This window comes from Sphingobacterium phlebotomi (assembly GCF_008180195.1).
Lineage (GTDB): Bacteria > Bacteroidota > Bacteroidia > Sphingobacteriales > Sphingobacteriaceae > Sphingobacterium > Sphingobacterium phlebotomi.
Map to the genome: position 1 here is coordinate 1 of NZ_VTAV01000011.1, position 26960 is coordinate 26960.

General features: G+C 43.1%; 27 protein-coding genes. 17 read left to right on the forward strand and 10 right to left on the reverse strand.

What is annotated here, in order from left to right; translation table 11 throughout:
* The first annotated feature begins 204 nt into the window (after nucleotides 1-204).
* On the forward strand, nucleotides 205-1569 hold the full coding sequence (locus tag FXV77_RS14500) for a RagB/SusD family nutrient uptake outer membrane protein (RefSeq protein ID WP_148919953.1): 1365 nt from the start codon (nucleotides 205-207) through the stop codon (nucleotides 1567-1569).
* A gap of 34 nt (nucleotides 1570-1603) precedes the next feature.
* Here the strand turns inward: FXV77_RS14500 and FXV77_RS14505 are convergent, their stop codons facing one another.
* On the reverse strand, nucleotides 1604-1987 hold the full coding sequence (locus tag FXV77_RS14505) for a hypothetical protein (protein WP_148919954.1): 384 nt from the start codon (nucleotides 1985-1987) through the stop codon (nucleotides 1604-1606).
* Nucleotides 1984-2496 (reverse strand): MauE/DoxX family redox-associated membrane protein, encoded by a 513-nt coding sequence (locus tag FXV77_RS14510; protein WP_148919955.1) that lies wholly within the window; start codon nucleotides 2494-2496, stop codon nucleotides 1984-1986. Before FXV77_RS14510 ends, FXV77_RS14505 begins: the two co-directional genes overlap by 4 nt.
* Nucleotides 2497-2904: 408 nt before the next feature.
* Between FXV77_RS14510 and FXV77_RS14515 the strand changes: the two genes are divergently transcribed.
* Nucleotides 2905-4179, forward strand: coding sequence for a M50 family metallopeptidase (locus FXV77_RS14515; RefSeq protein WP_148919956.1), 1275 nt, complete (start codon nucleotides 2905-2907; stop codon nucleotides 4177-4179).
* Here the strand turns inward: FXV77_RS14515 and FXV77_RS14520 are convergent.
* Together FXV77_RS14520 and FXV77_RS14525 are read right to left on the reverse strand one after the other, a co-directional pair.
* Complete coding sequence (locus FXV77_RS14520) at nucleotides 4136-5242, reverse strand: hypothetical protein (protein ID WP_148919957.1); 1107 nt, start codon at nucleotides 5240-5242, stop codon at nucleotides 4136-4138. The two genes, FXV77_RS14515 and FXV77_RS14520, sit on opposite strands and share 44 nt — an antisense overlap.
* Nucleotides 5235-6215, reverse strand: coding sequence for a hypothetical protein (locus tag FXV77_RS14525; protein WP_148919958.1), 981 nt, complete (start codon nucleotides 6213-6215; stop codon nucleotides 5235-5237). The genes FXV77_RS14520 and FXV77_RS14525 overlap by 8 nt, the downstream gene beginning before the upstream one ends.
* 14 nt (nucleotides 6216-6229) lie before the next feature.
* Here FXV77_RS14525 and FXV77_RS22175 point away from each other — a divergent pair, with 14 nt between their 5' ends.
* From FXV77_RS22175 to FXV77_RS14560, 8 genes are all read left to right on the forward strand, one after another.
* The gene (locus tag FXV77_RS22175) at nucleotides 6230-6406 is read left to right on the forward strand and encodes a hypothetical protein (RefSeq protein WP_187444146.1); all 177 of its coding nucleotides are present in this window, start codon (nucleotides 6230-6232) and stop codon (nucleotides 6404-6406) included.
* A gap of 82 nt (nucleotides 6407-6488) precedes the next feature.
* A complete protein-coding gene (locus tag FXV77_RS14530) occupies nucleotides 6489-7541 on the forward strand; it encodes a LytTR family transcriptional regulator DNA-binding domain-containing protein (protein WP_148919959.1) in 1053 nt (350 codons plus the stop codon).
* A gap of 13 nt (nucleotides 7542-7554) precedes the next feature.
* Nucleotides 7555-7878 carry a hypothetical protein gene (locus FXV77_RS14535; protein WP_148919960.1) on the forward strand — a complete coding sequence of 108 codons (324 nt, stop codon included), beginning with the start codon at nucleotides 7555-7557 and terminating at the stop codon, nucleotides 7876-7878.
* A 71-nt stretch (nucleotides 7879-7949) separates the two neighbouring features.
* Nucleotides 7950-8366, forward strand: a complete 417-nt coding sequence (locus FXV77_RS14540) for a barstar family protein (RefSeq protein ID WP_148919961.1) — start codon at nucleotides 7950-7952, stop codon at nucleotides 8364-8366.
* Between the two features lie 161 nt (nucleotides 8367-8527).
* Complete coding sequence (locus tag FXV77_RS14545; RefSeq protein ID WP_148919962.1) at nucleotides 8528-9187, forward strand: hypothetical protein; 660 nt, start codon at nucleotides 8528-8530, stop codon at nucleotides 9185-9187.
* A 7-nt stretch (nucleotides 9188-9194) separates the two neighbouring features.
* The gene (locus tag FXV77_RS14550) at nucleotides 9195-10394 is read left to right on the forward strand and encodes a BamA/TamA family outer membrane protein (protein WP_148919963.1); all 1200 of its coding nucleotides are present in this window, start codon (nucleotides 9195-9197) and stop codon (nucleotides 10392-10394) included.
* Nucleotides 10394-11491: a sensor histidine kinase gene (locus FXV77_RS14555; protein ID WP_148919964.1), complete on the forward strand. Its 1098-nt coding sequence runs from the start codon at nucleotides 10394-10396 to the stop codon at nucleotides 11489-11491. Before FXV77_RS14550 ends, FXV77_RS14555 begins: the two co-directional genes overlap by 1 nt.
* Nucleotides 11488-12216, forward strand: coding sequence for a LytR/AlgR family response regulator transcription factor (locus FXV77_RS14560; RefSeq protein WP_148919965.1), 729 nt, complete (start codon nucleotides 11488-11490; stop codon nucleotides 12214-12216). Before FXV77_RS14555 ends, FXV77_RS14560 begins: the two co-directional genes overlap by 4 nt.
* A 30-nt stretch (nucleotides 12217-12246) precedes the next feature.
* On the opposite strand, the gene FXV77_RS14565 is transcribed toward FXV77_RS14560, so the two are convergent.
* Nucleotides 12247-12681, reverse strand: a complete 435-nt coding sequence (locus tag FXV77_RS14565) for a carboxymuconolactone decarboxylase family protein (RefSeq protein WP_148919966.1) — start codon at nucleotides 12679-12681, stop codon at nucleotides 12247-12249.
* Between the two features lie 263 nt (nucleotides 12682-12944).
* Here FXV77_RS14565 and FXV77_RS14570 point away from each other — a divergent pair, with 263 nt between their 5' ends.
* Both FXV77_RS14570 and FXV77_RS14575 read left to right on the forward strand, forming a co-directional pair.
* A complete protein-coding gene (locus FXV77_RS14570; protein WP_148919967.1) occupies nucleotides 12945-13970 on the forward strand; it encodes a DUF4625 domain-containing protein in 1026 nt (341 codons plus the stop codon).
* A 95-nt stretch (nucleotides 13971-14065) separates the two neighbouring features.
* On the forward strand, nucleotides 14066-14965 hold the full coding sequence (locus FXV77_RS14575) for an NAD(P)/FAD-dependent oxidoreductase (protein ID WP_148919968.1): 900 nt from the start codon (nucleotides 14066-14068) through the stop codon (nucleotides 14963-14965).
* Nucleotides 14966-15053: 88 nt separating this feature from the next.
* On the opposite strand, the gene FXV77_RS14580 is transcribed toward FXV77_RS14575, so the two are convergent.
* Together FXV77_RS14580 and FXV77_RS14585 are read right to left on the reverse strand one after the other, a co-directional pair.
* On the reverse strand, nucleotides 15054-16271 hold the full coding sequence (locus FXV77_RS14580; RefSeq protein ID WP_148919969.1) for a SecDF P1 head subdomain-containing protein: 1218 nt from the start codon (nucleotides 16269-16271) through the stop codon (nucleotides 15054-15056).
* A gap of 25 nt (nucleotides 16272-16296) precedes the next feature.
* Nucleotides 16297-16659 (reverse strand): winged helix-turn-helix transcriptional regulator, encoded by a 363-nt coding sequence (locus FXV77_RS14585; RefSeq protein ID WP_148919970.1) that lies wholly within the window; start codon nucleotides 16657-16659, stop codon nucleotides 16297-16299.
* A 104-nt stretch (nucleotides 16660-16763) separates the two neighbouring features.
* On the opposite strand from FXV77_RS14585, the gene FXV77_RS14590 reads away from it, so the two are divergent.
* The 5 genes from FXV77_RS14590 to FXV77_RS14610 all read left to right on the forward strand — a co-directional run bounded on the left by FXV77_RS14590 (nucleotide 16764) and on the right by FXV77_RS14610 (nucleotide 20855).
* A complete protein-coding gene (locus FXV77_RS14590; RefSeq protein WP_148919971.1) occupies nucleotides 16764-17507 on the forward strand; it encodes an SDR family NAD(P)-dependent oxidoreductase in 744 nt (247 codons plus the stop codon).
* A gap of 125 nt (nucleotides 17508-17632) precedes the next feature.
* Entirely contained in the window at nucleotides 17633-18172 is a 540-nt protein-coding gene (locus FXV77_RS14595; protein ID WP_148919972.1) for a hypothetical protein, read from the forward strand.
* Between the two features lie 196 nt (nucleotides 18173-18368).
* Nucleotides 18369-19208, forward strand: a complete 840-nt coding sequence (locus tag FXV77_RS14600; RefSeq protein ID WP_148919973.1) for an SDR family NAD(P)-dependent oxidoreductase — start codon at nucleotides 18369-18371, stop codon at nucleotides 19206-19208.
* Nucleotides 19175-19930, forward strand: coding sequence for an Atu4866 domain-containing protein (locus FXV77_RS22470; protein WP_246162479.1), 756 nt, complete (start codon nucleotides 19175-19177; stop codon nucleotides 19928-19930). Before FXV77_RS14600 ends, FXV77_RS22470 begins: the two co-directional genes overlap by 34 nt.
* Nucleotides 19931-19940: 10 nt before the next feature.
* A complete protein-coding gene (locus tag FXV77_RS14610; RefSeq protein ID WP_148919974.1) occupies nucleotides 19941-20855 on the forward strand; it encodes a helix-turn-helix domain-containing protein in 915 nt (304 codons plus the stop codon).
* A gap of 100 nt (nucleotides 20856-20955) precedes the next feature.
* Here the strand turns inward: FXV77_RS14610 and FXV77_RS14615 are convergent, their stop codons facing one another.
* From FXV77_RS14615 to FXV77_RS14625, 3 genes are read right to left on the reverse strand one after another with little or no spacing between them, the layout of a single operon-like run.
* Complete coding sequence (locus tag FXV77_RS14615; RefSeq protein WP_148919975.1) at nucleotides 20956-22029, reverse strand: TlpA disulfide reductase family protein; 1074 nt, start codon at nucleotides 22027-22029, stop codon at nucleotides 20956-20958.
* Nucleotides 22030-22053: 24 nt separating this feature from the next.
* Nucleotides 22054-23466: a RagB/SusD family nutrient uptake outer membrane protein gene (locus FXV77_RS14620; RefSeq protein WP_148919976.1), complete on the reverse strand. Its 1413-nt coding sequence runs from the start codon at nucleotides 23464-23466 to the stop codon at nucleotides 22054-22056.
* A gap of 12 nt (nucleotides 23467-23478) precedes the next feature.
* Nucleotides 23479-26826 carry a SusC/RagA family TonB-linked outer membrane protein gene (locus FXV77_RS14625; RefSeq protein ID WP_148919977.1) on the reverse strand — a complete coding sequence of 1116 codons (3348 nt, stop codon included), beginning with the start codon at nucleotides 26824-26826 and terminating at the stop codon, nucleotides 23479-23481.
* Between the last annotated feature and the right edge of the window lie 134 nt (nucleotides 26827-26960).

The following is a 26960-nucleotide window of genomic DNA, read 5'->3' on the forward strand; positions in this document are numbered from 1 at the left end:
ATTAAATCTAACGTTTTTGATGAAAACACTCCTTAAGTTTTTAAAATATCGTGTCCACTTTTTGCTGACGATTTACATCCGTAAATGGTTCCAACTTAGGCATATTGTGGAAAAAATCAAAACTTTCAATCGATCCAGACGCCATTCAGCCGCAACGTGTTTTTACCGTAGGGCTACGCGCTGGGTTCTAAAATAATTTTTGACATGATGAAGAAACGCAATGCTATAATTTTAATTGTTACCTGTCTGACAATTATAGGCTGCAAAGATTTTTTAGATCAGAAACAGAATTTCGCTTATTCCGATGGTTCCTCGCTGAGTGATATACAGGCGATCTTGGACGATGCAGAATATATGAATCGACGAACACCAACTTTTCCCCAAGCTGCCTCGGACGATTTCTTTTTGCCCGAGAATGCGTTCAATGGAAGGACAGAACGGGATCGAATGTTGTATACGTGGGAGCTTGTTGATTATACGTTTCCAAATGATTGGGCGAACCTATATTTTCAAGTTTTTAATGCTAACTTATGTCTGGAGAACTTGGATAAACTACGGGCTAATATTACTGATACGAGAAGTTGGGGAGAAACTTACGGAGCGGCATTGTTTTTTCGTGCGCATGCCAATTACTGGCTTGTGACGACCTTTGCAAAAGCCTATGATCGTGACGCTGCCGATGAAGAACCGGGAATTGTCATACGTACAACTTCTGATTTCAATGTGCCATCTTTTAGAAGTAGCTTGAGAGAAAGTTATGATCATATTGAAGCAGATTTAAGAAAAGCTGTTCGTTTATTGCCTAAACAGGTCGAAGTTCCACTGCGACCATCACAAGCAGCAGCATACGGACTATTAGCGAGAATACATTTGGTCAAAAGAGAGTATGATCATGCGGCGTTGTTCGCCGATTCTGCACTGGCTATTAACCGGGAAGTGCTGAATTTTAACGATGTTGGCTTAAACTTAGCAAGTAACTTGCCGTTTTCGGAAAAATATTTTAATGAAGTTGTATTTTACAGTGCAATTGGTGTTAATACGACATCGGTTGCACATCCCAACAACGGCAGAATAGATTCGACCTTATATAATACTTATCATAACGACGATTTGCGAAAGCAAGCTTATTTTCTACCGCAGGGTAATGGATATCGCTTTAAAGGTATGTACATAGAAAGTGTGAATTTATGTTTTACGGGTATAACAACTGCGGAGCTTCTTATGACGTTGGCCGAATGTAAGATTCGTCAAGACCAGGTTGAGGAAGGTTTAGGTTTGATTGATGAAGTATTAATGAATCGGTTCAAACACGATTCGTACGAACCGGCTCCATTGATGCCTCCAGAAGCTGCGCTTTCTTTTGTCTTGGAAGAAAGAAGGAAAGAACTGCTGATGCGCGGATTAAGGTTTGCCGATATCAAACGCTTGAATGTCGAAGGTAGAGGTGTCAAACTTAGAAGAATTGTGGATGGAAACGAGATTCTGATAGAACCTAATGATCCCCGATATGCGATGCCAATTCCAATAGATGTAATACAAAATGGTAATATTGAACAGAATCAATATTAGAATGGCCCTCAACAATTGAAGGCCATTCTGGTCGTTATTCCTTATTTTCTATAAGCTCATAAACCGGACCTGGAGTGGGACGTGTCCCGTTTGCGTCCGTAGTCATAGGCAAGTTTGAACTGCCGTACTGAGATTGTAATTTGCTTGGATCAATAAACAAATTACCCCCGACATCGGTAACCAAGTCTGATGAAACTTCAATGACACACGCTTGGTTGTTTTCTTCGTCACAAGCAGCAGAGGGTGCGTGTTGCCAATTACTTGGACTGGATTCGCCATTTGGCGTGTCATTGAACTGAAATCTTACAGATGCAGGTTGAGTATTATTTATCTTCTCCAACCCAAACGACATTAATGTAGTACCAGCAATGGCTAAAGCCACTAAAGCCATTGCATTTTTGATGATGAATTTTTTCATCGGATTAAATTTAGAATGTTTATAAAAAAGTTTTTATGTTGTCTTTTGGCCGACAAGCCCTCTGCGGCGGCTGGCCTGGAGCCGCTGCTTCGATGTAAACCTCGTTGTAAATAATAGGCCCAGATGCTCAGGGCTAGGAAAAGCAGATTGAACCATAAATGTTGTGTCCAGTTCATACCGCTGATCACCGAGCCACAGCCGCAGGGTAGTTTCTCCCATGCGCCCAACAGCGCAATGCCGATGTAGCCGGTAAAGGCTGCCATCAAGAGCGATGACAACCCAAAACCCACCAACCGAAACCGACTGCTAACGATTAACCCTACGACCAATATCTCTAAAGGAAGCAGCAAGAAGATCAACACCTGGCCCAAGGTTTCCGAAAACGGTTGGCGGAGGATACCGGCTTTGAATGACTGGAAATGCAACAGCTTATCTAAACTCACAGGAATCCAAAGCAGGAGCAGTGCGATGCTGATCAGGGTGATGATATGTGTTGTTCTCTTTTTCATCGTTTTTGCGTTTTAGTTGTTTTCTTCTCGATAGGGGGCCGTGACACATTTCTTTGCGTCACGGCTGCCTATCTAAGCGTTTGTGCTACCTATCTCGTTCGCTTACATTTCAAAGGTGGCTCAAAAATGAGGTGAGGCGGGGGATGATAGAAGACAGGAAGATGTTTTTTTATACCCGCTAGCGAGTAGATGCAAATCGAAAAGGTGAGGGGAAGACGGTTAAATGGCAAGAAAGTATTCTTGCTGAAATCGCTGTTGAGATGATCGTAAATGTGTTTTCTGAGATATTATCGTAAGGCGAGAAGGAGGGATGAAAGGGGATGATCCCCCTTTTTTGAAAAAAAAGTGAATATTGCCTATATTGCTAGGACAAACTGTGGATTAATTTTCAAAAATCTAAATGATGCTATGAAGCACCATGATAAACGTTTATCGCTTTCTGTTCTACTAAAGCTTTTCTTGCTGGTCGTGTCGGTACAGTCACTACTTTTATTTGGTGTGGGTGCGGTGCTTTCAACGTTTGACGGAGAATGGGAAGCGCTCGGTTTTCTTGCTATCAACTTAGGTGTACTGGCTGTATCTGCCAAAATAGGTGTTATTGTACACGAGTTAGGGCATTGGTGTGGAGCGCGTCTTGTAGGCGAATATCCGTGCAGATTGAAGTTCGGGAAAGGACACGTCATTTTGCGTACGCACTTTTTCAAGACCAAGCTAACTATCTATCATAAACTTCGAGAGGCACATATCATTACGATTTTTTCCGATCGAAAAAATTATCGGATCAGAAAGTTTATATATGTCGTGATGGGGCCTATGGCCAATTTATTACTTGCAGGGCTATTTTTTTTAGTGTTTCCGCTATCTTCTAATTTTGCGCATGAGGTTTGCATAGGGATATTAGGTTGCATGGTCAATGGCTTCCTTTTTCTGGGTAATCTCTGGCCGCACAAAACACGTGTTCACAATATTCCTTCATATTCGGATGGGCTTCTGATTTGGAATCTACTCTTTAGCAAGAAAAAGCAAGATTTGGAAGATCATCTGCTGAATGACTTTATGGATGCGGAAGATGCACTTTATGCAGAAGACTATAATAGCGCGTTACAATTGTTCGAAGCTTGCTTAGCAAAAGTAGATGATCCTAAACTGGAAATTCGTTGGGCTTGCATAATCAACGCGGCTATTTGCAAGGGTCAGCTTGGTGATTTGGATGGTTATTTTACCTATTTAAAAAGGGTGGAAGAAGAATTTGGTGACGAAATCCCAGGTCAACTTGCGGGTCCGCTCTACCAAAATTTGGCATTGGTATATTTCTTAAAGGACCAGTTGGAGGATGCTGGTCAATACATGAGGCGCGCCATGAAATTTATTCCCGATCAGCTGGAGGTCCGTTTGCTGCACGGGACTATCCTGATTGTGTCGGGAAAAGTTGATGAAGGAATAGAGGTGTTGGTGCCTGTCGTGGATCTTTCGCTGCCGAATATGAATACGCTGGCAGGTGCCATGTGCTTGGCGCTAGGTTACCAGCTAAAAGGCAAGGAGCATAAAAAAGAAAAGTATTTGAAATTTGTTGATCAGCATGAACAGCTACTACATGGGCTGGGTCGGCAGTTGTGCGATGTGATATCTAAACGAATGGTTATAACCCAAAATCCCGCTTTAGCTGCACCAGAATCTCGCTAAATTTTTTATAAATGCTATAAGAAGCAGCTTCTAACACCGGTTGGTCAAATTTTTCCAGTGTTTTATAAGATATTTTTTTCCCGGTCTTCGATTTCACGTATCTGGAGAATGCTTTTGCTGCTTCACGTTTGGTGGGGTAGCGAAACAGCTTGACGCGATATCCGTAGTGAAAACAGAGCGTCATTTCATGGGAATTGAGCGTGCTTAAAATAGGCTCTTCATCGAGCGACGGGTTCTCTTCAATTTCGGTTGTTATAGCGTCCAGGGTTGTGCGTATATAGTCCTGCATGTAGGTTGCGAGTGAGGGACGCAGGGGATCGTAGCTGTAGGTGGGTACGGGGATATGGAACTGAAGGTCTTCTTCTTGCTTTTGGAGTAGGCTTAAATTTTTTTGATGTCGGTGTTCGTTGGAGAGAAGGCTGGCTTGCCGCTCTTTCCACCGATTGAAGAATCCGATATGGTTGAAATTATAATTAATGAGGATATGGAGGAAGCGTGTTGTCCAATCTTTGTTGCGTTGATCCGCCGCCATTTCTTCCAATGCAGTCAAAAAAGTATGCAGGTAATGCCGGTGACTAAATTTCAGCTCAGGCAGCTTGCCGACAGTGAACAGGCTGTTGATTGCAGATGATAGCTCCGCGAGGTATACCGCCGGGATATTCTTTTGGCGTAGGATAAGGAGTACACTGTTTAGACGTGAAAGGACGGCTTCGCGAAGTTTTTTTTCTGCATAGCGTGATAAGGTAGAGGTCCGTAGGAGATAAGATTCGTAGGAAAGTTCATATTGCTCGATCATCGTTGCTAATATGTCGAGAAGCATGCTGTCTGCTGGACGTTCTTCATGAAGGGTGTTATGCATATTTGTCAACAAACGATGGCAATGTTGAACAGCGTGTTCAGCGAGCTGATGTTCGGTATATTGGCGGTAAAGGTTGTTGATTTCGGTTAGGGTTTGTTCGCAGGCATGCTGCAAGGCCAACTGTAGACTTTCAGCACTTTCCGCTGCGAACCACTGTTTGTAATGGTTTACGGCCTCCTGCAATATGTGGAGTCCATTAATCATAATAGCGCTTACTGATATGATCGTGATACCATGGCCAGCCTAATCTTCCCGAATGAAGGTGCAGTTTGATCGTGTCGCCTTCTTGTACGCGATGGAATAGCTTGGGATGTACTTCAATGACCGCATATTTTTCTTTTCCATTTTTTTTGTATTTCAGATGCAGGTCGTGAATCGGGCATTTGGCGTATACGGTTGCGCGGTAATTTTCGCCACCGGTTCGTGGTGCGAAATGGCAGTTGATCGTGAGCAGGACGGTCTGGAAGTAGAAGCAAAAGAGCACGGCGGTCATGATCGTGAGGGGAACCATCAACGACTCGTTTGGGTGTTTTTTCTTATCGATTTCATAAAATCGTCTATGCCGGATTCCCATCGATGCGGCAAACAATAAACTGACACAAAAGGATAGTACTAGGGGGGTAGCATCACCCAGTAGGCTATAGTTTTGCAAAGAGGTGAGTTTGACGTTGAAACAGAAAAGAAGTAGGATAAGGATAGCAAGCGTAGTGATGCCATTTTTTATGTTGTGATGCGCTTTCACTAGATAGATCAATAGAAGGATAGCGATGCTGCAGATCAGGGTGACCATAGTCGAAGCTTGTAGAAACAGGGCGTAGAACGTGGTCGGTAAGGCAATGAGCACCACGTACGTATTACGCAGGGATACACCGAAATCAAAAGCTTGTCGAAGGTTGGGGGCATCCAGGACGTAGGATAGCGGCCCTTTGTTCGGAATAGGTAACCCACATACTTTGGCATATAGCAGATAGATGATGCCTAGAAGGGCAACAATTAGGCTGCTATTCCCTAAAAGTAGGATACTCTTCCAGAGTATAAAAGAGCCGGCTGTTTCGTGCAAAAGTGCTTCCAGCTCGGTGGTAAAATTACGGACAAGGTGGATAACGGCTACACCAATGAGTGTCATCATCACGAATAGTAGGAGCGTATATGGCCAGGGTTGCTTTGTCTTTTTCATAACAATCTACGTTGGTGTATTATAAAAATAAGCATACACGAGCCGACAATGACGCAATAATTGACTGTTTTTTGTTGAAATCGGGAAATGGCGGGCTGAAACCGGAATTATCGCGGGCGAATCCGGTGCGGTCGGTGTTCAAACGGTTTACAGCAGGGTTTTATGTGTTCTGGGTAACGGCTTTTGCCTAGCTGTGGCTTGGGACTTCTTTTTTTTATTTGTAACTTAATCTTGAATTAACAACCCGAAGATAAACATTGCCATTGTTGGTTTATGAAGAAAGTGCCACCAATATCCGCTAAGGAGAAGGCGGAGCCGTCTCCCAATCGCTACCGCGATCGCGTAGTGATAGTGGTTGCAAGTGTCGTGATGGGGACTATTCTATGTGCCTATGGTTATAGGGGTGGCATCTTGGAAGGGGCGACGCATATCGAATTTATCATTATCTGTTGGCTGTATGTGACGGCATGCTACGTTGTGCTTTCGCTTATTTCGAAGAAGACGGTAGCCCTTGATAGAACATGTGCTTGGGATATTTCTTTTTATCGACGTGCTGTATTGCAGCTTTTCTATTGTTGGCTTGCGCCTACAGCAGTTGTTTTCGCTGTATTTCTATTGTCTTCCTTCATCCTGCCGCTTTCTTTACGCGAGTCCACATTTTTACATATTGATATATACATTGCCGCACTGCTGTTGCTGCTTGTCAATACGTGTTATGTACTTGCTTTTTATATGATGCAAGCGGATTCACTGCGTGAGAAGTTGCGTTTGGAAAGAAATGCTTGGGAGGAAGACGGTGCTCGCAAGAATGCAGCATTTGCCAAAATAGCTGCTGAGGATAAAAAAGTGATTCAAAGTTTGAAAGAAGAGATTTTGGTGCTGAAAACCAATTTCGAAACCTATAAAGATGCTATCCGGGTGGGAAATTCGGTTGATAAACCTGCTGAAGATGACAAGATATACTTACACAAGTTAGGTGCTACTACGAGACGGATCATGCACAGCGAGATTGCCCTTTTTTTTATGCGGGATGGAATACCTTGGTTTGGACTGAAAAATGGAGAGGAACATCTCGCAACGGAAAAAACCTTGAGTGAGGTACACAAAGCGGTAGGAGACGACTTTTTCTTAGTTAAACGATCGTATTTAATAAACAATAATGCGATTGAACGCTGCGTGAGGAGGAGTGATAAACGCTTGGTGCTGTTCCTTTGCGATAAGCAAAAGACGGAAGTTCTTGGGCCGGTAGAACCGGATGAAAACTTGGAAAAGCGCATTTTAAAGGTTGTTGACATTTTGGCTGAAAGAAATAAATACGGTATGTAGAAAGGAGAATACTATGAGGGGAAAGAAAAGAGGGGCCATGACAGATAAGTTAATGGCACAGGTGGAGATCGATACGATCGAAAGAACCAAATGCCGGGGTAGTGGCAAGATAAGTTTCAGAAGCTACGCCGAAGCGAAATTCTTTATGTACTGGATGAAATGGCGGTACAGCAAAAGAATAAAAGCGAAACGGAAAAAGCGGCTTAATAAACCCAAAGTGCGTTATGTGTATGCTTGCGAACTTTGTGATGGATATCATCTGACGAAGATCCATCCCTATGACCACGACAAAAACAAGAAGAAGTGGGAAGCGAAGTATTTTAACGTGGCGTATTGAATATGCGAGTATATACTTGTTGTGAACCTGCTATATAAATATTTCGTAAGTTTATCGATAAGTAGATAGAAATGAATACTAACAACAATAAGACGAAGTTGACGATTTATCTGGACGGGTCTACCATCACCTCCATTCCTTCATTTTATAAACAAATCAATGAACAATTGATGCAGGAAGAAGATTGGCAATTGGGAGAGAACCTGGATGCGCTTGATGATGTATTATATGGGGGATATGGCAAATGGAAGGATTATGATCTGTTGGAAATTGTTTGGAAGGATATAGCACTTTCGGAAAGTGCTTTGGGCATAGAAGCCACCAAGGCGTACTATGAGGCAAAACTGGGCGCGGGCAGCCCGTACAATCAGGATTTTGTTAAGGAAAAACTGAAACACTTGGAAGAAGGGACCGGGCAGACATATTTTGAAATCGTAATGGAAATTATCGAGAGTCATAGCAACAGGGTTCGCCTGACGAAAAAATAAAGTGCACATATTCGCGCTGACCATCAGAAAAAGAATATCGTACAATGGGTAATTTCTAACCGTTTACATCGTTAATACGCGCGTTCGTATAATTGATTTGGTCAGCAAAAGCCATTAAGATACATTTGCGACTTGAGTAATATTAAAAAACGAGTTTATCGATGCCCACTTCATGCCGTATTTTACATTTTTTTTGCCTGTTCTTTGTTTCCGGTTACCTGTTCGTGTCTAGTGTGCATGCACAACAACCCCTGTTTGTCGATACAGCCGCGGTGCTCGCCTTCAACGACGGAAAAGCCGTAACGTTGTCGGGTAGCACGTTTATCGTTACCGACATGGCAACGCAGGAAAATATCCGTATCGCCGCAACCCGCCCATCAGGAACCCCGTATTACACTGCCATCAGTGAAGATGGTAGATGGTTCATCTATTCGACAAAAGGAAAAAAAGAGCGGGCCACGTATATGCACGATCTGACCAAAAATGGCGCGTTGAGCATACAGTTCCCTTTTGCGCTAGAATCCGCAACCATCACAGCGGATGGGAAAAGCGCTTTTTTTATCCATTCCAAAACCTTTTGGAAGGCGAAACTAGCCGCTTACCAGACGCAAGATTGGCAATTGCAGGCGGAGCGGACCGTGGGTGCGCCGACCAACAGTGTAGCCATCAATGCGGACGGTTCCCAATTGCTGCTGGCGGCCGGATCGATCATAACGGCCATGCATCCCAAGACACTAAAAAAGGAAAAGATAAATTGGGAAAAATCCCGGCTATCAAACTTGACGTATCATCCACCATCAATACGCAAGTATCAACCATAAGAATACCGTGGAAGTACGGGATCTTTTGGAAGACCGTGTGCTGCATACCATCCGTACCGATACGGTGCAAATTAAGAAGATAGCGTATACGCCGACGGGCAAAGGCTTAATCAGTCTGGATGAAAGAGGAAATCTGGCCACCTGGAATCTGGCCGATCGCTCCGTACAGCTGCGTGATCAGGTGGATATCTTGCCGAGCCCACTTATTGCGTACACGCCAGAAACGAGTTTCTTATTGGGTTTCGGCATGAGTTTCGTTTTCCATGCGCAAGACCATAGTGCAGCAGCAAGCCCGCGTTATTCCCGGCCATCTATCATAACGCCAGCTGTAGCTTATGGTTTCAGTGGTCAAATTCAGGCAAGCGTAACGGCAGATCATTTCAGTAAGGGAGGCTGGCACTTTGCGAATCAAATCCGTTACGTCAATAACAATAGGTCTTATTTTTTTGGCCTGGGGCACCATGCGCAAAGAAGCAACAGAACGATTTATCATAATAACGTATTTTCGTTGGCCGGTTCCGTAACAAAAGGCATCGGCGACCGCTTCTTTGCAGGGGTTGGCTATCAAATCCGCTATGATAGCTCCTTGGATTTTGATGCATCCGCGCCGCTGCCCATACCCGACAATAACGGTGGTTTGCTGGCGGGTATAGGCCCTGTATTGCAATTTGATACGCGTAATGATCTGCTTTTTCCGACCAAGGGTTATTATGTAGATCTTTCCTTTACGCGTTTTGGGAGTTGGCTGAAAAGCGATTATGGCTTCAGTGATGTGCGGATAGATTATCGTGGCTTCCACGCCTTGCCCATACTTACAACAGGGACGACTTTGGCTGTACAGGCCCTATATCATGGTACGATGGATGGGGAAGCTCCTTTTTACCAATTGCCCTACTTGTCGGCTGACCGGATATTGCGGGGTGTTTGGCGAAACCTGTACATCGATCGGCAAGCTGTTGCGCTGCAGGCCGAACTTCGATCTAATTTCAGCAATATTGACCCGCGGTACGGATACGTCCTATTTGCCGGAGCAGGGGATGTAGCGCCTAATTTTTTTAAGGGATATACCCCGGATATCGTAGGGGTGTTCGGTATGGGATATAGGCAGCAGGTTATCCCGAAACGAAAACTTCAATCACGCATTGATGTTTCGTATACAACCAAAGGTGATTTTGGTATTTTTGGAGGACTGGGACTATCTTTTTAATGATGCTACAGAAAATACGCCAATCGATCGTACTTTTTTTTCAACGTAACTACAAACGGCTGATTGTACTGACGGTGTTATGTATGTTTATCTACATTTTTTTGTTCTGCACGGTTTATATTACGAATCCTGAAAAAGCAGTGCAAGTTTTTACCGGTCGTTTTGGACTCGTGAACAACACGATCCTGTTCATGTTCGATTCCATTTTAACGTATTATGTGTTGATTTATCTGGTGCTCTTGCCATTGTTGCACAAAGAGCTCAGAAAGCGTGCGCTAATCATTGCAGTGCTATTTTATTTCGTAAAACTGAGCCTTAGCTATTGGATATGGAGGATTGAACCCAAACTGGAGCCGGATGCTACCGCCAAAACGTTTGTCCCGGAAGACAGTGTCTACTGGTTTTTGATGTGGAATGGTATTTTTTTTCTCTTTGACTTTATATTGAGTCTCTCGGCGGCTTTTATGATAGAATGGAACCGGAGAGACAAACAACAAATTGCTTTGGAAAAACAGAAAGTTGAGGCTGAACTCAGTGCGCTGAAGCACCAGATCAATCCGCATTTTCTGTTCAATTCATTGAGTTTTATTTATAGCCGGATCATTAAATTTGACGAGGAAACAGCAGATTCGGTATTTCTGTTGGCAAGTATTATGCGTTATGCCCTAGGGAAAAATGTGGATGCAAATGGCCTGGTAAACGTCATGGAAGAGGTAAAGCACATGGAAAACGTGATCGAGATCAATCAGCAGCGGCACAATAACGGGCTGCATATCCAATATGAGGAAAACATTTCAAACCTTGCGGTGTCGGTGGTTCCTCTTTTGTTGATAACCTTGGTCGAAAATGCGTTTAAACATGGTGATGCGCACAATAAAAAACATCCTATTGTGATCCAGTTGCATACCAACGACCGAGAACTGACGTTTTATATACATAACAAAAAGAACACCGGTGTGAAGGAATTATCTAATGGCATCGGTTTGAAAAACATCAATAAACAATTGCAGCTTATGTATAGGAATCGTTTTACCATGCGTGTAGAAGATGATGAATCGACTTTTGCAGTGTTATTGAAAATACCGGTATACATATGATCGATTGTGTGATTATTGATGACGAACAGCATGCTATAGATTTGCTGGAGCATTATGTGGGTAAAGTTCCGTACCTTAACCTGGTCGCGTCCACCACGGATCCTATTGTAGGGTTAGCGATAGTGAACAATTTGCAAAGTGGTTTGGTGTTCCTGGATGTACAGATGCCGCAGTTGTCTGGCGTGGAACTGCTCAAAGTGATCAAAACAAACATACGGGTAGTCATGACGACAGCCTATAAGGAATATGCTTTTGAAGGCTTTGAGTATGATGTGGTGGATTACTTGCTAAAACCGATTGATTTCCCCAGGTTTCTGAAAGCGGTTAATCGCTCCATAAGATTGGATCAGGCACTTTCGGAAAAGAACAATGGGGGCAAAGCCTACCTTTTTGTGAAAACAGAACAGAAAGGGAAGTTGGTGAAGGTGGATGTGGAAAGCATTACGTTTATAGAAGCGTTGGGCAATTATATCGCTATCCATCAGATCAAGCAACGCCGAATCATTACGTACATGAGCCTAAAGGAACTAGATGAAAAGCTTTCCGATAGCGGTTTTGTAAGGGTGCACAAATCGTTTATCATTTCATTTGCGCATATCATTGCGATCGAAGGTAATTTCGTGAAGATATTGGACGAACAGCGCCTAATTCCCTTGGGCAATGTGTATAAACAAGATTTTTTTAAGTTGTTGAACCAAAATCTTATTTCGCCACTCTTGCCTTAACGTTTACACACCGGAACCCGCAGCAGCCTATTAAACTGTCTTTTTCGTGCTGATTACAATGCGGTTCCACGCGTTTATCGTGGCAACGGCCATGATGGCCTGTGCGATGTAATGTTCGTCAAAAAGTTTCGCAGCGAGGGCATAGGTAGCATCTGTTAACCCCCGTTGATTGATTAAGGTTACTTCTTCGGTGATCGCTAAGATGGCTTTCTCTTCCGCTGTAAATTGGCTTGCCTCTTTCCAGGCATTCAGTAAAAAAATGCGATGTGCTGTTTCGCCGTGCTGTAAGGCATCCGTGGTGTGCATATCGATGCAGAATGCGCAGCCATTGATCTGGGACGCGCGTATTTTGATTAACCCGAGATGGGTTTTGGAAATTTGTGCGTTTTGTAGGTAATTCTCTAAACCCAGCATAGCTTTAAAGCCATTAGGCTCGGTCTGTTGCATGTCGAATCTGTTGTCCATAGGCTATTATTTTTCGTTTTAAACACGGTTTATGCCATACTAAGTTAATCAAATTTCCTTTGTCTCAGTTTTAGCATCTTCATGCTTTATCAATTTTATGGATAGCATATCCTCCAAACCCTATTTCTGTACACGAGGATCAAATATTAAAATTTAAAGGCAATTAAGTTGCTTTTGATGTGACTGTGTATTGTATTTGCATCTTTGTTGCTTTTGAGTCACGAAAACAAACAAATAATTTAACTTATATAACGAAAACTATCATGAAAAAAACAAACATTTATTTATTCTTATTGCTTGTACTAGGAACATTGGGCACGTTGAGCTCGTGTAGTAAAGACGATGAGGAGATCCCTGGTGGAAACCCCGTGATCAACCTTGCTGAAGTGGGGCTTGAAAACAGTAAAACTGCCGTTGCAGGTTCAGATTTACACTTGGAGGGAGATATCGTTGCCGAGAGTTTGATAGCGAAGATTGAGGTGGAAATCCATCAAGAAGGTGACGGTGAATACAAGATCGAAAAAGCTTGGACCGAAGGTAAATATATCGGTGTGAGAAATACAACATTACACGAGCATCTGGATATTCCTGCTGATGCACCCGCGGGCGAATATCATTTACATCTTACCGTAACGGATCAACTCGGGAACACGGCAACCGCAGAGTCTGCGTTGACTATCGAAAGTGCAGACCTACCGGTTGCCTACCAATTACTGTTCACCGAGTCCGCGGGTTATGCACATGGCAACCATTTCCACGATCTGGCCGATAAGGACGGGGCCGAAACCGTTACGGTGAGTTTTGACGCGCAAGGATCGGCTATTTTGGGAGGACACCTGCATCTGGATCCGCATGGAATCTATAAAGTCGAACTGAAACAGTTGGATGATGCCGGAAATGAGGTACAGGGAAAATATATCGAAAGTGAAGCAGTAGCTCGCTTCCATAAGGCATTTTTAATCGGGGGAGAGTTTATACTTAATTCTACTACAGAAGATGAAAGCGGCGCCATCTTCCAGCCAAGGGAGACAAAATATGGCGACGGAACAGACGTTACCGGAGCAAGCGGTACCGGTACAACGGGAACGATATTCTACTTTACAGTAGGCCATGCCAATGAGGGGGAGAAAGATGTTACGTATGTATTGAGAAAATTTGCTTCCGCTGAAACCAAAGCTACCGTAACACGCGAGCAGTGGAATTTGGCGGACTACGCAACCAGGTTTGCGGGCGAGGATGTGATTAAGCTTTCGTTTGAAATACATGCGGAAGAAGGACACGATCATTAATGGTTCTCATTACATAACAGGCAGGAATCGGACAAAAAAAATGTCCGATTCTGCTGCAACATTTTAATAAAAAAAACATTTAAAACCTGGAGAATATGAACAGATTTGACGTTATTATTATTGGCGGCAGCTATGCCGGCCTCTCGGCTGCGATGGCGCTCGGCCGTTCATTGAGGAATGTCCTTGTTATCGACAGCGGCCTGCCGTGTAACCGTTTTACGCCGCATTCGCACAACTTTATTACGCATGACGGTGCGGTGCCGAAAGATATCGCAGATAAGGCCAGATTGCAGGTGCTTGCGTACCCTACCGTAGAATTCTTTTCGGGACGTGCCATCAGTGCATGTAACGGGGCAGATGGCTACCAAATACAAGTGGAAGGAGGTGTGTCATATATGGCGCGCAAGCTCGTGCTCGCGACAGGCGTTCGCGACTTACTCCCTGATATCCCCGGCTTTGCTGAAAGCTGGGGAAAGACGCTCATACATTGTCCTTACTGCCATGGTTACGAATTCAGAGGTAAAAAAACGGGTATCATGGTCAACGGGGAAAAGACGCTACATCTAGCCTCGCTGGTGAATAATCTTACGGACAATGTAACGATACTGACCAACGGAAATGCAGATTTTTCTGAAGAGCATAGGGCAAAATTGGTTTCGCGAGGCATCAGCATTGAACAGGAAAAGGTAGTGTCAATTGAACAGGTAAACGGAGATATCCATGGCGTCACCCTAACCGACGGCCGTTCCCTGGAATTTGAAGCTCTGTATGCGGCACCCTCGTTCGAGCAACATTCGGGTATCTATAATGATCTGGGCTGTGAGCTGACAGAATCCGGCCATATCAAAGTAGACCAATTCCAGCAGACTCCCGTAAGTGGTGTGTTTGCGTGTGGAGATTGCGCTGGGATGTTGCGCTCGGTAGCTTATGCGGTTGCTACAGGAAACATTGCTGGAGCAATGGTGAACCATCAAATGGTGCAGGAAGATTTCTAAACGTGATAACAGCGATATATGAAGTGATTATTTATACTATCGATCAGAGCCTATCATATTCTGGTGTTGGATAATGAAATATGCTGTTCTATTTTACACCATTCAATCGCCTAGCGATAGTCTGCGCTTCCTCCACGGTGAAGTTGCCTGCAATTTGCAGGTTCCCGGTCGAAATTGGCTCCGTGATGCGGGGTATTGACAACACCATTTTTTGGACGACGACTGCCATGTGCTGATTGATATGCGCTGCGGTAAAACTGGCAATCTTCGCTTTCCCTTCTTCGGTTAAGTTAATAGAGATAACGGGCTGACCTTGCGGCGTAATCTCGTATTTGGCTGATTGAATATCGACTGCGGTGATAACAGCTAGATCTTCTAGACGGGTCTCTGCATAAATTTCCCGATTCAATTCCTTAACCCAATAGAAACCGTCGGGTTTATCGACAGCAAAAGGTGCTTCTTCATAGTAGGCATTTTCTGTATTTGAGGAGGGTAATTCTAACGAACCTTCGCAGGCTACTTGGAAAACAGGGGAATGGGCAAGTGGTTTGTCAAAACTTGCTTGTTCTCCAGCTTTTTGCCCCTTTATTTTAGGGTAGGTAACCTGTGTTTGTTCATCCGTGTAGGAGCTGTCGAGCGCAACGATCATCTCTTCGTATTGTATTTTCCATTCTAAGATATCTTCCCATTCGCGGTCTTCTTCTTGTTTCGTATAGCCATCTGCTCCGCCAATGTTCGAGAGCTTAAGCACATTGCCTTCTAGCTGTCCGACAAAATCATCGTATAGTTCATCTACTTTATTGTATACGAGTACAACATCATTGTATCCGGTGCTGTTGGTAAAATAGAATGTTTGAAAGCTTTCAGCTTCTTCGGATTGAAGAAGCAAGGCAATATCTTTTGTAGGTTGTGTACGTGTGGTGGTATAGGGATAGCTGAAGCAATTCGCATCCGTATTGAAGACACGGAAAGTGGAATCTTGATCGAACTGGACAAAAGTATCTCCCTCTTCAAATCCCATAAGCTGAAAGCGGGACTGGTTCGCTTCGATTTCCGGATTTCTAGTGCCGTATGCTTCAAATTGATCGCGTCTGTCGGGATAAAACTGGATTTTGTTATCTTGCATGGTATAGCGGCCAAATATGGCCGTGGCATAACCGTAAAGCAGAAATTTTCCATCTTCAAAAAGGCATACGCCATCGCTATTTCCGTAGTGGCCTACATGGTGGTTTGCAGGGGTCTGTGCTTGTGCAACACCAACGAGCAGGGTGAGATAGCAGAGGAGGCTTAAACGATATTGTTTCATGTGTGATAAATAAATGACCTTTTAATTATAGCGATTTCCCCACGATCACTTTACGATGGTCGATTCCCCAGTCGGTAAGGTTATTGATGATGGTTCTCAGTGTGAGACCATGGTCTGTAAGCTGATACTCAACGGTTATAGGCTGGGTTTCTAAAACAGTCCTCTTGATCAATTGGTTGATTTCTAGCTCCTTTAATTCCTTGCTCAGCATTCGGTTGGATATGCCATCAATATCATTCAAAATATCCGAAAAACGCCTTTTATTGTAGTAGCAGATGGACGAAATAATAGGGATTTTCCATTTTCCGCTCAACACGTCCATAGAATCTTGAACAGCGCGCATTTCTTTTTTATGTTCTTGTCCGAAATTAGTTTTTTTACATTCCATTGTTACCTTGTTACACCGGTGTTACTATTACTTTTGGATACAAAGTTACTTAAAATAACTTACGTAGTATACCTTTGTCTCGTTAAACATAAAATAATTTTAAAATGAATTTCACAGACAAAAATGTAATTATTACGGGAGGTACCACAGGCATAGGGTTTGCTACGGCAAAAGCTTTTATAGACGCAGGGGCTAATGTGTTCATAACCGGCAGAAAAGCAGACAATCTGCAAAAAGCAGCAGCAGAAATTAATAGTTCGAGATTAAAAACGGTGGTTTCGGACACGTCCAATCTTACCGGTATCTCGGTTCTGGAACAGGCGGTAATTGAAAATGGAGGTAAGGTAGACGTTCTTTTTCTAAATGCAGGGATCGCTTCATTTTCGCCGATTGAACAGACGACAGAAGCTGATTTTGACAGGCAGTTTAATACGAACGTAAAGGGATCGTTCTTTACGCTACAAAAGCTAATTCCGCATTTGGCTGACGGCTCATCGGTGATATTTACTTCATCTACGGTAGCAACAGCTTCGAGCTTAAATACAAGTGTGTATTCGGCAACCAAAGGTGCGGTAAACAAAGTTGCCCAGATTGCAGCAAACGAATTGGCATCAAGAAAAATAAGGGTCAACATTGTAAGCCCTGGCCCAACGCAAACCGAAGGTCTTGACGGTGTTGCAACGGTTGAAGCCAAAGATTTCTTGGCGTCCAGCACGGCTTTGCAAAGATTGGGCAACCCGGATGAGATTGCGAACGCTGTTTTGTTCTTAGCTTCTCCTCATGCAAGTTTTGTGACCGGAACGGAATTGTTGGTAGATGGGGGTGCTATAAACTACTTAATGAAATAACCAATGTCATCAAGTACATGAGCCGATTAATCGCATTAATCGGCTCATGGTATCATAAAGAAGAATAGAAGCCAACAAAATAATCATAGTTTTGTTGTGAATTAAACGGAAACGATATAAATAGTATGAAAGCAAATACTGTAATTTTTACGCTCTTTATCAGCATGATCGCTGTAATATCAGCTTGCAATAGGCCAAGCGCGGACAAGTTTTTTCAGCGCACCGTATTGAATACGAATATTTTACACGACTTTGCACAAGCGTCTTTTACGAGAACCTTGACCTCTACAATGGTTGCGCATAAAGGCATGCCAGCCGACCAACAGCAGAACAATCAAGCGCAACAAATTGTCGAAGCAAAAATTGCCTATGTGGAGCAGACGATCGGCCGCATAGAAGATATGACGCCGCCAGATGCTGACGCGGGAGCTATCAAAGGAAAATCCCTAGCACTTTACCACTATGTTCTTCCGGTTTATAAAAAGGAATATATGGATATTGCAGTGCGTTGCGATAAAAAGGAAGATGTTGAAGTCATTGAACAGTTAGCGCTTGCTGTCGAAGAAAAATATGGTGAAGGATTTGAAAACCTGTATCTCGAAGTATTGGAATTGGGTAAAGCTTATGCAGAGAAACATAACCTGAACGTGAAATTTGGTAACTAATTATCCATAATTTCCAACTGCCATACTTTCTATCCAGGTCCCAAATCGTAGCTGTTACAGACCGAAATCAAGTATGAATAGTCTGCAACGAGCTAAATCCACGATTTGACTACGTCAATCATTGATTTAGCTACGTCCAACAATTGGAATACAACCAACTTTGTTACATTGTTTTAACGTAATAACGATTAAGAAAATGGAAACAAAAAAAGTTTGGTTGGTTACCGGAGCCTCAAAAGGTCTGGGACTTACATTGGTGAAGAAGCTCCTACAAGAAAACTATTGCGTCGTGGCTACATCACGGAGCGCTAAATCGCTTATCGAAGAGGTTGGAAATACATCGGAGGTCTTTCTTCCTATCGAAGTAAACTTAACGGATGATCACGAGGTAAAAGCCGCGGTTGAAAAAAGCATGGCGCATTTCGGCAAGATTGATGTGGTGGTAAACAATGCGGGCTACGGACAGATAGGCACATTAGAAGAGCTGAGTGACGAAGAGGCTAGAGAAAATTTTGATGTCAATGTATTTGGCTCTTTGAACGTGATCAGAAATGTGATGCCGTATTTACGTCAGCAGAAATCAGGTGCTATTTTCAATATTTCATCGGTAGGTGGTCTTTTTGGCGGCTTTGCTGGGTGGGGTATTTACTGTGCGACCAAATTTTCGGTTGCGGGTTTTACCGAAGCGTTGGCGGAAGAGGTAAAAGCATTTGGGGTGAGCGCGACGGTTGTTTATCCCGGGTATTTCCGCACGGATTTTCTGGCGAACGGTTCTGTAAAAACACCGGTCTTGCCGATTCAGGAGTATGAAGCTGCCCGTCAGTCCGAAACAGCACACCTGAATAGTATCAGCGGCAATCAGCCGAACGATCCGGAAAAAGCGGCAGATGTATTGATCGCTATCAGTAAAGAAGATAACCCACCAGTTCATTTATTATTGGGTACCGATGCCTACGACATGGCGAAAAATAAGGCGGATTTGCTAAATAAAGATATCGAACAATGGAAAAGCTACACGCTGTCCACCGGCTTCTAATCGTGCTTATGGCGGTGGGAAGTGTATGTTGTTCGTCCAAAGCACATGAACCCGTAAATGCCGAAATGGAGGAGGCGATCGAAATCGTTTATATGCATTTTGACAGATGGAAAAATAATGAGGCAAGCTTTTTTGAGTTGCTGGCGGAAGACGCTGTATGGATTGTTAGTGGCAAATCCCCGGTTTCGGGAAAGTATAACGGGAAAGCTGATTTTTTAGAACGTGCTGTCCAGCCGATTACCGCCAAACTGAAAACTCCATTAAAGCCTGATCTGATGAGTCTTACAACGGATGGTGATAATGTATGGCTTCACTTTAAGGCAAGTGCGACTACCACAAGTGACGCTATCTATGAAAATACGTACTTATGGAAGATGCAGTTGAAAAACGGAAAAATAATACACTGTACTGCATTTTTGGATACTTACGAATTAACAAATTTGATGACTGATAATATAAATAGGATGTCAAAAACTATGGAAGAAACGCGAGATTACATCGGCATGTGGGTGACCGCTGACGGAAATATCCGCCACGAATTATTGCCTGGGAATCGTTACGATGAAGCTCGTGGGGATCGTAAAAGTGCCTATCAAGGCAGCTACAAAGTGACGGGAAATAATATTGATTATAAAGACGATACGGGTTTTACGGCAGATGGCGAATTTAAGGACGGTATTTTGTACCACGCCGGGATGATATTATATAAAGAAAATAAGTAAATTAGTCATCATGGAAAACACATTCCGCTTTAATTCTATTGCAGAATTTCACAAGTTTTGCAGTTTGCCGAATCCCGAACATCCGTTGATCAGCTTGATCGATTACAGTAAGGTTGTTTATCCGGTCAACGATAACCAGATGAAATGGATTCAGGATTTTTATTCGGTGGGGTTAAAGCGGAATGTCAATGCCAAGTTCAATTACGGACAGCAGCCATATGATTTTGATTCGGGCGTATTGACATTTATTGCGCCACTTCAGTTTCTGAAAATAGAAATCGACCCGGATGCTGTGGTAGAACCTACAGGCTGGCTTTTGCTCATTCACCCTGATTTTCTTTGGAACACGCCCTTGGCAAAAAAGATAAAATCCTTTGACTTCTTCCGGTATTCGGTAAACGAGGCACTTTTTCTCTCGGATAAGGAAGAGAAAATCATGGTAGATATCTTGTTGAAAATGGAGCAGGAATACCAGTCGAATATAGACAAATTCAGCCAAGAACTCATTGTAGCACAACTGGAATTGTTGCTGATTTATGCTGAACGTTTTTATGAGCGCCAGTTTTTAACCCGAAAAAAATCAAGTTACGAATTGCTGGACCGTTTTGAAAGCGTACTTTCTGACCTTTTTCAAAAAGACAATGTGCTGGAAAACGGTATGCCAACAGTCACGCTCATAGCGGAACAACTGAACATTTCTCCCAACTATTTAGGAACGCTGTTGCGATTGCATACGCAACAGACCACGCAACAGCATATTCAGAACAAGCTCATAGATTATGCCAAAGAACAACTGAGCACAACAAACCTGTCTATCAGTGAAATCGCTTATGGATTGGGCTTTGAACATCCGCAATCTTTCAGTAAGCTGTTTAAAGCAAAAACGGAGCAGACACCGTTGGCGTTTCGTAAGTTGTTTAACTAGTGCAACTCCTAACGGGCAAAAAATTGCTTTTTGAAAGCATACGAGAAATGCGACAACGTTTCTATGGTTGCATCTATTGTATACCCGACTACTGCAAGCCTTACTCGAAGAGTTCCTTCAATTGCTCTTCAAGCATTTCACCTCGCAGATCCGTGGCGACTATTTTTCCTTCGGGATCAACCAGCACATTACTAGGTATAAATTCGATGCCAAGTCTGTTAACCAAGTCGCTTTTCCAACCTTTTAAGTCAGACAATTGTGTCCAGGGCAGGTCATCATCCTTAATTGCCTTTTTCCAATTGGATGCTTTCTCATCGAGTGAAATGCCCAATACCGTAAAACCCTTATCTTTAAATTTCTGGTAGGCTTTTACGACGTTAGGGTTCTCGGCACGGCACGGCATGCACCAACTTGCCCAAAAATCGACTAGGACATATTGCCCTTTAAATTGCTGGAAATCTACTGGATTTCCGGCGGTGTCCGGTTGGGTGAAATTCTCTAATAGACTGCCGATCTGCCGTCTTGACATTTTTTCAAGCCGGAGCGCTATTGATTTACCTGCTGACGTATTTTTTGCCGATGGATCAATTTGAGCATAAAGTCGTTTAATTACGGCATACTCGTTTTCCAGATTTATCAGATACAAACTATAAGGGCTTGTGGGATACGAGATAATAAATTCGTGTGCTTTCACGATGAACTGCTGACTGATCTCCACGCGTCGCCGTTCGATGACGGCCTTTTCTTCATCGGATACCGAATCAATTTTCTTATACAAAGAATCCCATTCCTGCATCAAATTACGTGTTGATGCTCTATATAAATCTTCGTGTTCTTGCATTAATGATCCCTTAAGATTATAGGTGCTGAGGGAATCCTTTATACCAACAAGCGTGAGTTGACCAGGCTCTGCAAAGAAAAAGAAATGCTCTTTGCCGGCATTTAACGAAACACGGACAGGTTCATCTAAATTACTTTTCCATTCAAAATGATCATCGACAGCTTTTACCGTATCGGTTATGGATTGGCTTTTGTTATTATAATACAGTGTCACCTCACCGTCTGACAGACCTTTAAGTTGGCCCTTGAGGACTGTGTTCTGACTATAAGATGTAAACTGTATCATAAACAGTATTAACGTGATGCCGACGCCTAATAGTTTTGTTTTTTTCATGTGTATCAAATTATGTGTGTATTGCTAATTATAACCCTCATTTTGTTCTAATCGATTATTTAAATCGCGTTGTGCCTGCGGGATAGGGTAGAGGTTTGAAGTAGGCTTATAGCCGGATTTGTGTGTATGAAGTACAGTAGATGCAGAGGAAGCGTCCGTCACATTTCGTTTGAGATCAAACCATCGGTTCCCCCATTCGAAACATAGTTCTGTTTGTCTTTCTTTCATTACTGCATTGAGCACATCCTCTTGCGATCTCTGATCCATCTGTATTTCTAATAAACCTGCCCGTTTACGAACAACATTGACATCTTTTATAGCTTGATCCATGTTATTGAGATGAGCTGCTGCTTCAGCACGTGTCAATATAATTTCACCAAGCCTAAATATCATATAATTCTCCGTCGGTACTTCGGATGCGGATTTATTTTTGTACTTATTGGGATACCGATACTGCGTATCGTTTACGGTTGTCTCACCAATCCATTCCAAAAGACGCTGGTCTCCGTTTTCAAATTGATCTAACAAAAATGAGGTCACTAAATAGCGAGGTACAGCTCCAGTATTGGGTATAAATGTTTGGGCTTCATCGGTTTGTCTATACGATGTCTTGACTGGTAGTTGCCAAATCGCTTCTTCGCTTTCTTCTAGAAAAACAGCCCGGAGGGGGACATCTGCAAAACCGTATAAGGGGCTGCCAATAATGTCATCCGCTTCATCGTAGGCCATTTGCCAATCGCCAAGATATAAATTGACTTTGGATAACAGTGCTTTAGCCGTGTAGCGATTGGGCCTCACCCTTCCAGCGGAGGGGTAATCGGCCGAAAGATTATTGACCGCATCCTGTAAGTCTGTGCGAATATATGTATAGATAGTCTCTACGGAGCTTCTAGGTAGTTTGGCATTGTGCTCAAAATCCGTGGAGGTAACCAAGGGTACGCCGCCAAATTGGTTCACTAAGTAAAAATAATATAATGCTCTGACGACTTTCATTTCTCCAGTGATTTGTTTAGCAAGCGATTCGGAAATACGGGGATTGCCCGTGACACCTTCAAGTATATCATTAACCCGGTAGATTGCTTGATATGGATAGTTCCATAGCCCTATAATACCACTACTCCATGGGGTGAGCGTGTAGCTATAAAATTGCGCAAAATAGGAATTGTTATCGACGACAGAAAGTTCGTCAGAAGAGAGTCCTGTTGCAATAGTGAGGTTGGCATCACTAAAGCCGAACCCTCTACTTTGGCTATACGAGTAGACTCCAGCAACGGCCGACATAACTGTTGCACTATCAGCAAATAGTTGTTGATTGGTGATATATGTCGGTGGATTTCCATCCAATTCAATCAGTTTTTCACAGGAAAACAATTGGCAAAGGGTTAACATTGCAAATACTATCCGGAGTATATTTTTTTTAAAATTGACTATCGTCATGATGATTAATTTTTAAAATTTAAGATTTACACCCAAAGCAACGATACGCTGTAAAGGAAGTGCGGTAAATGTACCTGGCTGCTCTGGATCTCCTACCTTATAGTTTGTGAAAGTCAACAAATTTTGGCCGTTCATGTAAATATTTCCTGTGCTAACACCGATCTTCTGAAGAAGTTTTTCAGGAAACGTATAGGAAAGCGAAACAGTCTTTATACGTAGATACGTATTATCGCCATATACTGCTTCCGATTGCGTAAACGGAGGAATCGTGTACAATGACCCCGAGGCGTAGCTGCTTCCCAATCGTTGGAGGAGAGAGTGGTCGCCAGGATTTTTCCAATAACGGCCTAGTATTTCGGAAGGCTGATTCGTGGGGCCTCCTGGATAATCTGTACTGTATAGGGCAGCGAGATAGTTCGGGGAATAGCTGCTCGAAAATTGACAGAATATAAATAACCCCCAATTTTTATACGACAAATTATTGGCCAATCCACCCATGTATTTCACATCCATATGCCCGATGGGTACCTGATCTCCACCAGTATTCGCGTTACCTGCTTTAGGGGTATGGGTAGCATTTCCATCTTTATCATAAAACTCATACAAACCAGTTTCAGGATTTACCCCTTTATATCGATACCCCATAATAATGGATGTTGGTTGTCCTATAATGTATTTGCTCGCATAGGAAGAAGAGGCTAAGTCAGGAAAATCAAGTAGTTTGTTCCTGTTGAATGTGATATTAAATGTAGAATTCCAAGAAAAATTTTCTTTCTTGACATTGGTGGATTCTATAGTAAATTCCCATCCTTGATTTTGGACGAGCGCATCTAAATTGCCAAATACAACTGGAAATCCTGTCTGTGCGGGCAAAGGCATATCGACTAGTTGATCACCTTGTCGATTGCGATAATAGGTGGCATTCAAATTCAATGCATTTCCATATAGACCGATATCCATAGCAACATTTAATGACCGCTTGGTGGACCAGCTAAAGTTTGGATTATAAAGGTTGTACGCATAAGTTGGACGAACATTTTGAAATGGAAGAACACCGGATATATTTTGATATAGCGCTTGGTAAGAATAGGCCTTTGAAGCATCGCCCCCGGTGGTTCCATAGCTTGCAGACAGCTTGCCGTAAGACAGGAGGGGGAGATTCTTTTTGATTGCAGCCTCTTCTGAGAATATCCATCCGCCCCCGGCGGATCCAAAATTACCAAATTGACGTCCTGGGCCAAAATTGCTGGAGCCGTCGCGACGACCTGACACCTCTAAAATGTATTTATGGTCATGTATATATTTGAGGCGTGCAAAACCGGCTATATATTTAAAGAGGTTTTTGCGTTCAGACGGGTAGGTGGTGGAAGCACCTATGATAGAGCCGAGAAAATTGTCATTAGCGTATCCATATCCTTCTACTTGATAGGCATCATTGGACATTTTTCTGTATGTACCCCCTACTAAGGCGGTCCACTCGCCTTTGCCAGTATAAAACTCGTAATTCAATTGCGGTTCTATGTTAATCGATTGGTTGACGTTATCACCGAAGGCGGCACTAGCTTCTGCAAAAGTGGGATCTTGCGAACGGGCCGGATTTTCGGACCGCTCAATAGAGTTGTTTCGGCTATACCCGGCATTTGTACCTAGGGTCAGTCCTGGCAGTAAGATGTAGGACAGGTGGAGAGAACCATTGAAATTATAGTTTTGTAGATAGACTGGTCGCATCAACGAACCATAGAAATTATCCACATTTAGGGGAATCCCTTTGTAATTCCATACGAGCGCTCCTGAATCATCGATCAAATCAGGGAGATTTGGCGGCAATACCATGCTCTGCGCCCCGCCGTAGCGAGCAGATGTATTTCGGTCATATCCGTAATCTGCTACCAGACCTAACTTAAAGCGTTGATCTGACGATGTATTGTTCAGCGCGGAATGAAACGTCATGCGCTTATCAGAAAAATTGCCGGGATAGTTGTAGTTCGACTGTGTGTAGCCACCTGAGATCAGAAAGGTTGTAGACGGGCTACCACCAGATAGCGTAGCGTGTACATCTGTATTATTTGTCATCTTTCCCGCAATGATCGCTGCCCAATCGGTATATTTATCCTGGTCATATAGCATGAGATCTGGTGCGAACCCATTGTAATCACCCGGATCATCCGATGGGGATAAACCGTCGGCAGTATAAGCTTCTCTTCGGAGCTGCAAATATTGTTGTGTATTTAGAAATCTTACAGGCTTGGCCGCCGAGTTAAACTGTGTATTAACACTAACGTCTAATTTTGTTTCACCGGCTTGTCCTTTCTTGGTCGTGATGAGGACGACGCCGTTGGCTCCCTGCGAACCGTAGATGGACGTTGCGGCGGCATCTTTCAAAATGCTGATGCTTTCTATATCTTTTGGATTAATACTATTAAACGGGCTAAGTCCGGTAGGCTGGCTTATTCCGCCATTATACGATTGTGCGGTTGCCAGATTATTCAGTAGGTTAATGTTTACATTTTGGGGAGCGAATGGAACACCATCAATGATAAACAGCGGTTGATCATACGGTTTTGCTTGAAGCGTGGTACCTAAGGTGTTTTGCCCACGCACCTGTAACATAACTGTTGATCCGGGCACACCGTTGGACGACGTAACGGCCAATCCAGCCACTTGTCCCTGTAAAGCTGACAGTGGGTTAGTCACGGGTTGTCTTTCAATCGTCTCGGCTGAAACACTGCTGACAGCGCCTACACTGAATCGTTTAGATTCAGATCCATAGCCTATGACCTGCACCTCATCCACGGTTTTGTCCAGTGGCATAAGTTGAATAGCCCCCAGATCCTTGGCTGCACTGATTTCTCTATTACCATAGCCTACAAATGAAATCACCAGTGTTTCTCCATCACGGATATCGTTTAAATAAAAGCGCCCGTCCGCATTCGTTTTTGTTACTTTTTCGCCATGTTTGACTTGTACGGTTGCATCCACAAGCGGTTTCCGGCTTTCATCCAATACCAAGCCTGTAATCACTATTTGCGCCATTTCACCTAAAATTATTGGTTTTGATGGCCGCGTTTGACTTTTTGTGATTGCAATGTTGCTTCCTTTCATCTCATATTTCAGGCCGGTATTCCGCAGAATGACTTCGAGTGCCTGATTGATTGTGACATGATCTATATCAACATCGATTTTCTGTTTGTCTGTGATAATCTTTCCGTCATAGAAAAGATTAAAGCCACTTTGCCTACGAACTTCCTTTAAGGCGTATTTCAACGTAACATCCTTTTTATGGATAGTGATATGCTGCGCTAAAGCAGTTGCCCTGACTTGTAGCAATGTGGTTATTAATATAATAAGGGTTAATCGCATTGTTAGTTTAGTAATCTCACAATAGCGGGTAAAGCTATTTGTCTTTATCAATATTATTTTTATACTCTCTTTGGTTTCATTTATTCTATTTAAACGTACTATTCGCGGTATGGATCGAAGTGATCACCACTATG

What these genes read in the sequence shown, in the direction of transcription:
- FXV77_RS14500 (WP_148919953.1), top strand. Translation starts at nt 205, where the DNA reads ATGATGAAGAAACGCAATGCTATAATTTTAATTGTTACCTGTCTGACA.
- FXV77_RS14505 (WP_148919954.1), bottom strand. Translation starts at nt 1,987, where the DNA reads ATGAAAAAATTCATCATCAAAAATGCAATGGCTTTAGTGGCTTTAGCC.
- FXV77_RS14510 (WP_148919955.1), bottom strand. Translation starts at nt 2,496, where the DNA reads ATGAAAAAGAGAACAACACATATCATCACCCTGATCAGCATCGCACTG.
- FXV77_RS14515 (WP_148919956.1), top strand. Translation starts at nt 2,905, where the DNA reads ATGAAGCACCATGATAAACGTTTATCGCTTTCTGTTCTACTAAAGCTT.
- FXV77_RS14520 (WP_148919957.1), bottom strand. Translation starts at nt 5,242, where the DNA reads ATGATTAATGGACTCCACATATTGCAGGAGGCCGTAAACCATTACAAA.
- FXV77_RS14525 (WP_148919958.1), bottom strand. Translation starts at nt 6,215, where the DNA reads ATGAAAAAGACAAAGCAACCCTGGCCATATACGCTCCTACTATTCGTG.
- FXV77_RS14530 (WP_148919959.1), top strand. Translation starts at nt 6,489, where the DNA reads ATGAAGAAAGTGCCACCAATATCCGCTAAGGAGAAGGCGGAGCCGTCT.
- FXV77_RS14535 (WP_148919960.1), top strand. Translation starts at nt 7,555, where the DNA reads ATGAGGGGAAAGAAAAGAGGGGCCATGACAGATAAGTTAATGGCACAG.
- FXV77_RS14540 (WP_148919961.1), top strand. Translation starts at nt 7,950, where the DNA reads ATGAATACTAACAACAATAAGACGAAGTTGACGATTTATCTGGACGGG.
- FXV77_RS14545 (WP_148919962.1), top strand. Translation starts at nt 8,528, where the DNA reads ATGCCCACTTCATGCCGTATTTTACATTTTTTTTGCCTGTTCTTTGTT.
- FXV77_RS14555 (WP_148919964.1), top strand. Translation starts at nt 10,394, where the DNA reads ATGATGCTACAGAAAATACGCCAATCGATCGTACTTTTTTTTCAACGT.
- FXV77_RS14560 (WP_148919965.1), top strand. Translation starts at nt 11,488, where the DNA reads ATGATCGATTGTGTGATTATTGATGACGAACAGCATGCTATAGATTTG.
- FXV77_RS14565 (WP_148919966.1), bottom strand. Translation starts at nt 12,681, where the DNA reads ATGGACAACAGATTCGACATGCAACAGACCGAGCCTAATGGCTTTAAA.
- FXV77_RS14570 (WP_148919967.1), top strand. Translation starts at nt 12,945, where the DNA reads ATGAAAAAAACAAACATTTATTTATTCTTATTGCTTGTACTAGGAACA.
- FXV77_RS14575 (WP_148919968.1), top strand. Translation starts at nt 14,066, where the DNA reads ATGAACAGATTTGACGTTATTATTATTGGCGGCAGCTATGCCGGCCTC.
- FXV77_RS14580 (WP_148919969.1), bottom strand. Translation starts at nt 16,271, where the DNA reads ATGAAACAATATCGTTTAAGCCTCCTCTGCTATCTCACCCTGCTCGTT.
- FXV77_RS14585 (WP_148919970.1), bottom strand. Translation starts at nt 16,659, where the DNA reads ATGGAATGTAAAAAAACTAATTTCGGACAAGAACATAAAAAAGAAATG.
- FXV77_RS14590 (WP_148919971.1), top strand. Translation starts at nt 16,764, where the DNA reads ATGAATTTCACAGACAAAAATGTAATTATTACGGGAGGTACCACAGGC.
- FXV77_RS14595 (WP_148919972.1), top strand. Translation starts at nt 17,633, where the DNA reads ATGAAAGCAAATACTGTAATTTTTACGCTCTTTATCAGCATGATCGCT.
- FXV77_RS14600 (WP_148919973.1), top strand. Translation starts at nt 18,369, where the DNA reads ATGGAAACAAAAAAAGTTTGGTTGGTTACCGGAGCCTCAAAAGGTCTG.
- FXV77_RS22470 (WP_246162479.1), top strand. Translation starts at nt 19,175, where the DNA reads ATGGAAAAGCTACACGCTGTCCACCGGCTTCTAATCGTGCTTATGGCG.
- FXV77_RS14610 (WP_148919974.1), top strand. Translation starts at nt 19,941, where the DNA reads ATGGAAAACACATTCCGCTTTAATTCTATTGCAGAATTTCACAAGTTT.
- FXV77_RS14615 (WP_148919975.1), bottom strand. Translation starts at nt 22,029, where the DNA reads ATGAAAAAAACAAAACTATTAGGCGTCGGCATCACGTTAATACTGTTT.
- FXV77_RS14620 (WP_148919976.1), bottom strand. Translation starts at nt 23,466, where the DNA reads ATGACGATAGTCAATTTTAAAAAAAATATACTCCGGATAGTATTTGCA.
- FXV77_RS14625 (WP_148919977.1), bottom strand. Translation starts at nt 26,826, where the DNA reads ATGCGATTAACCCTTATTATATTAATAACCACATTGCTACAAGTCAGG.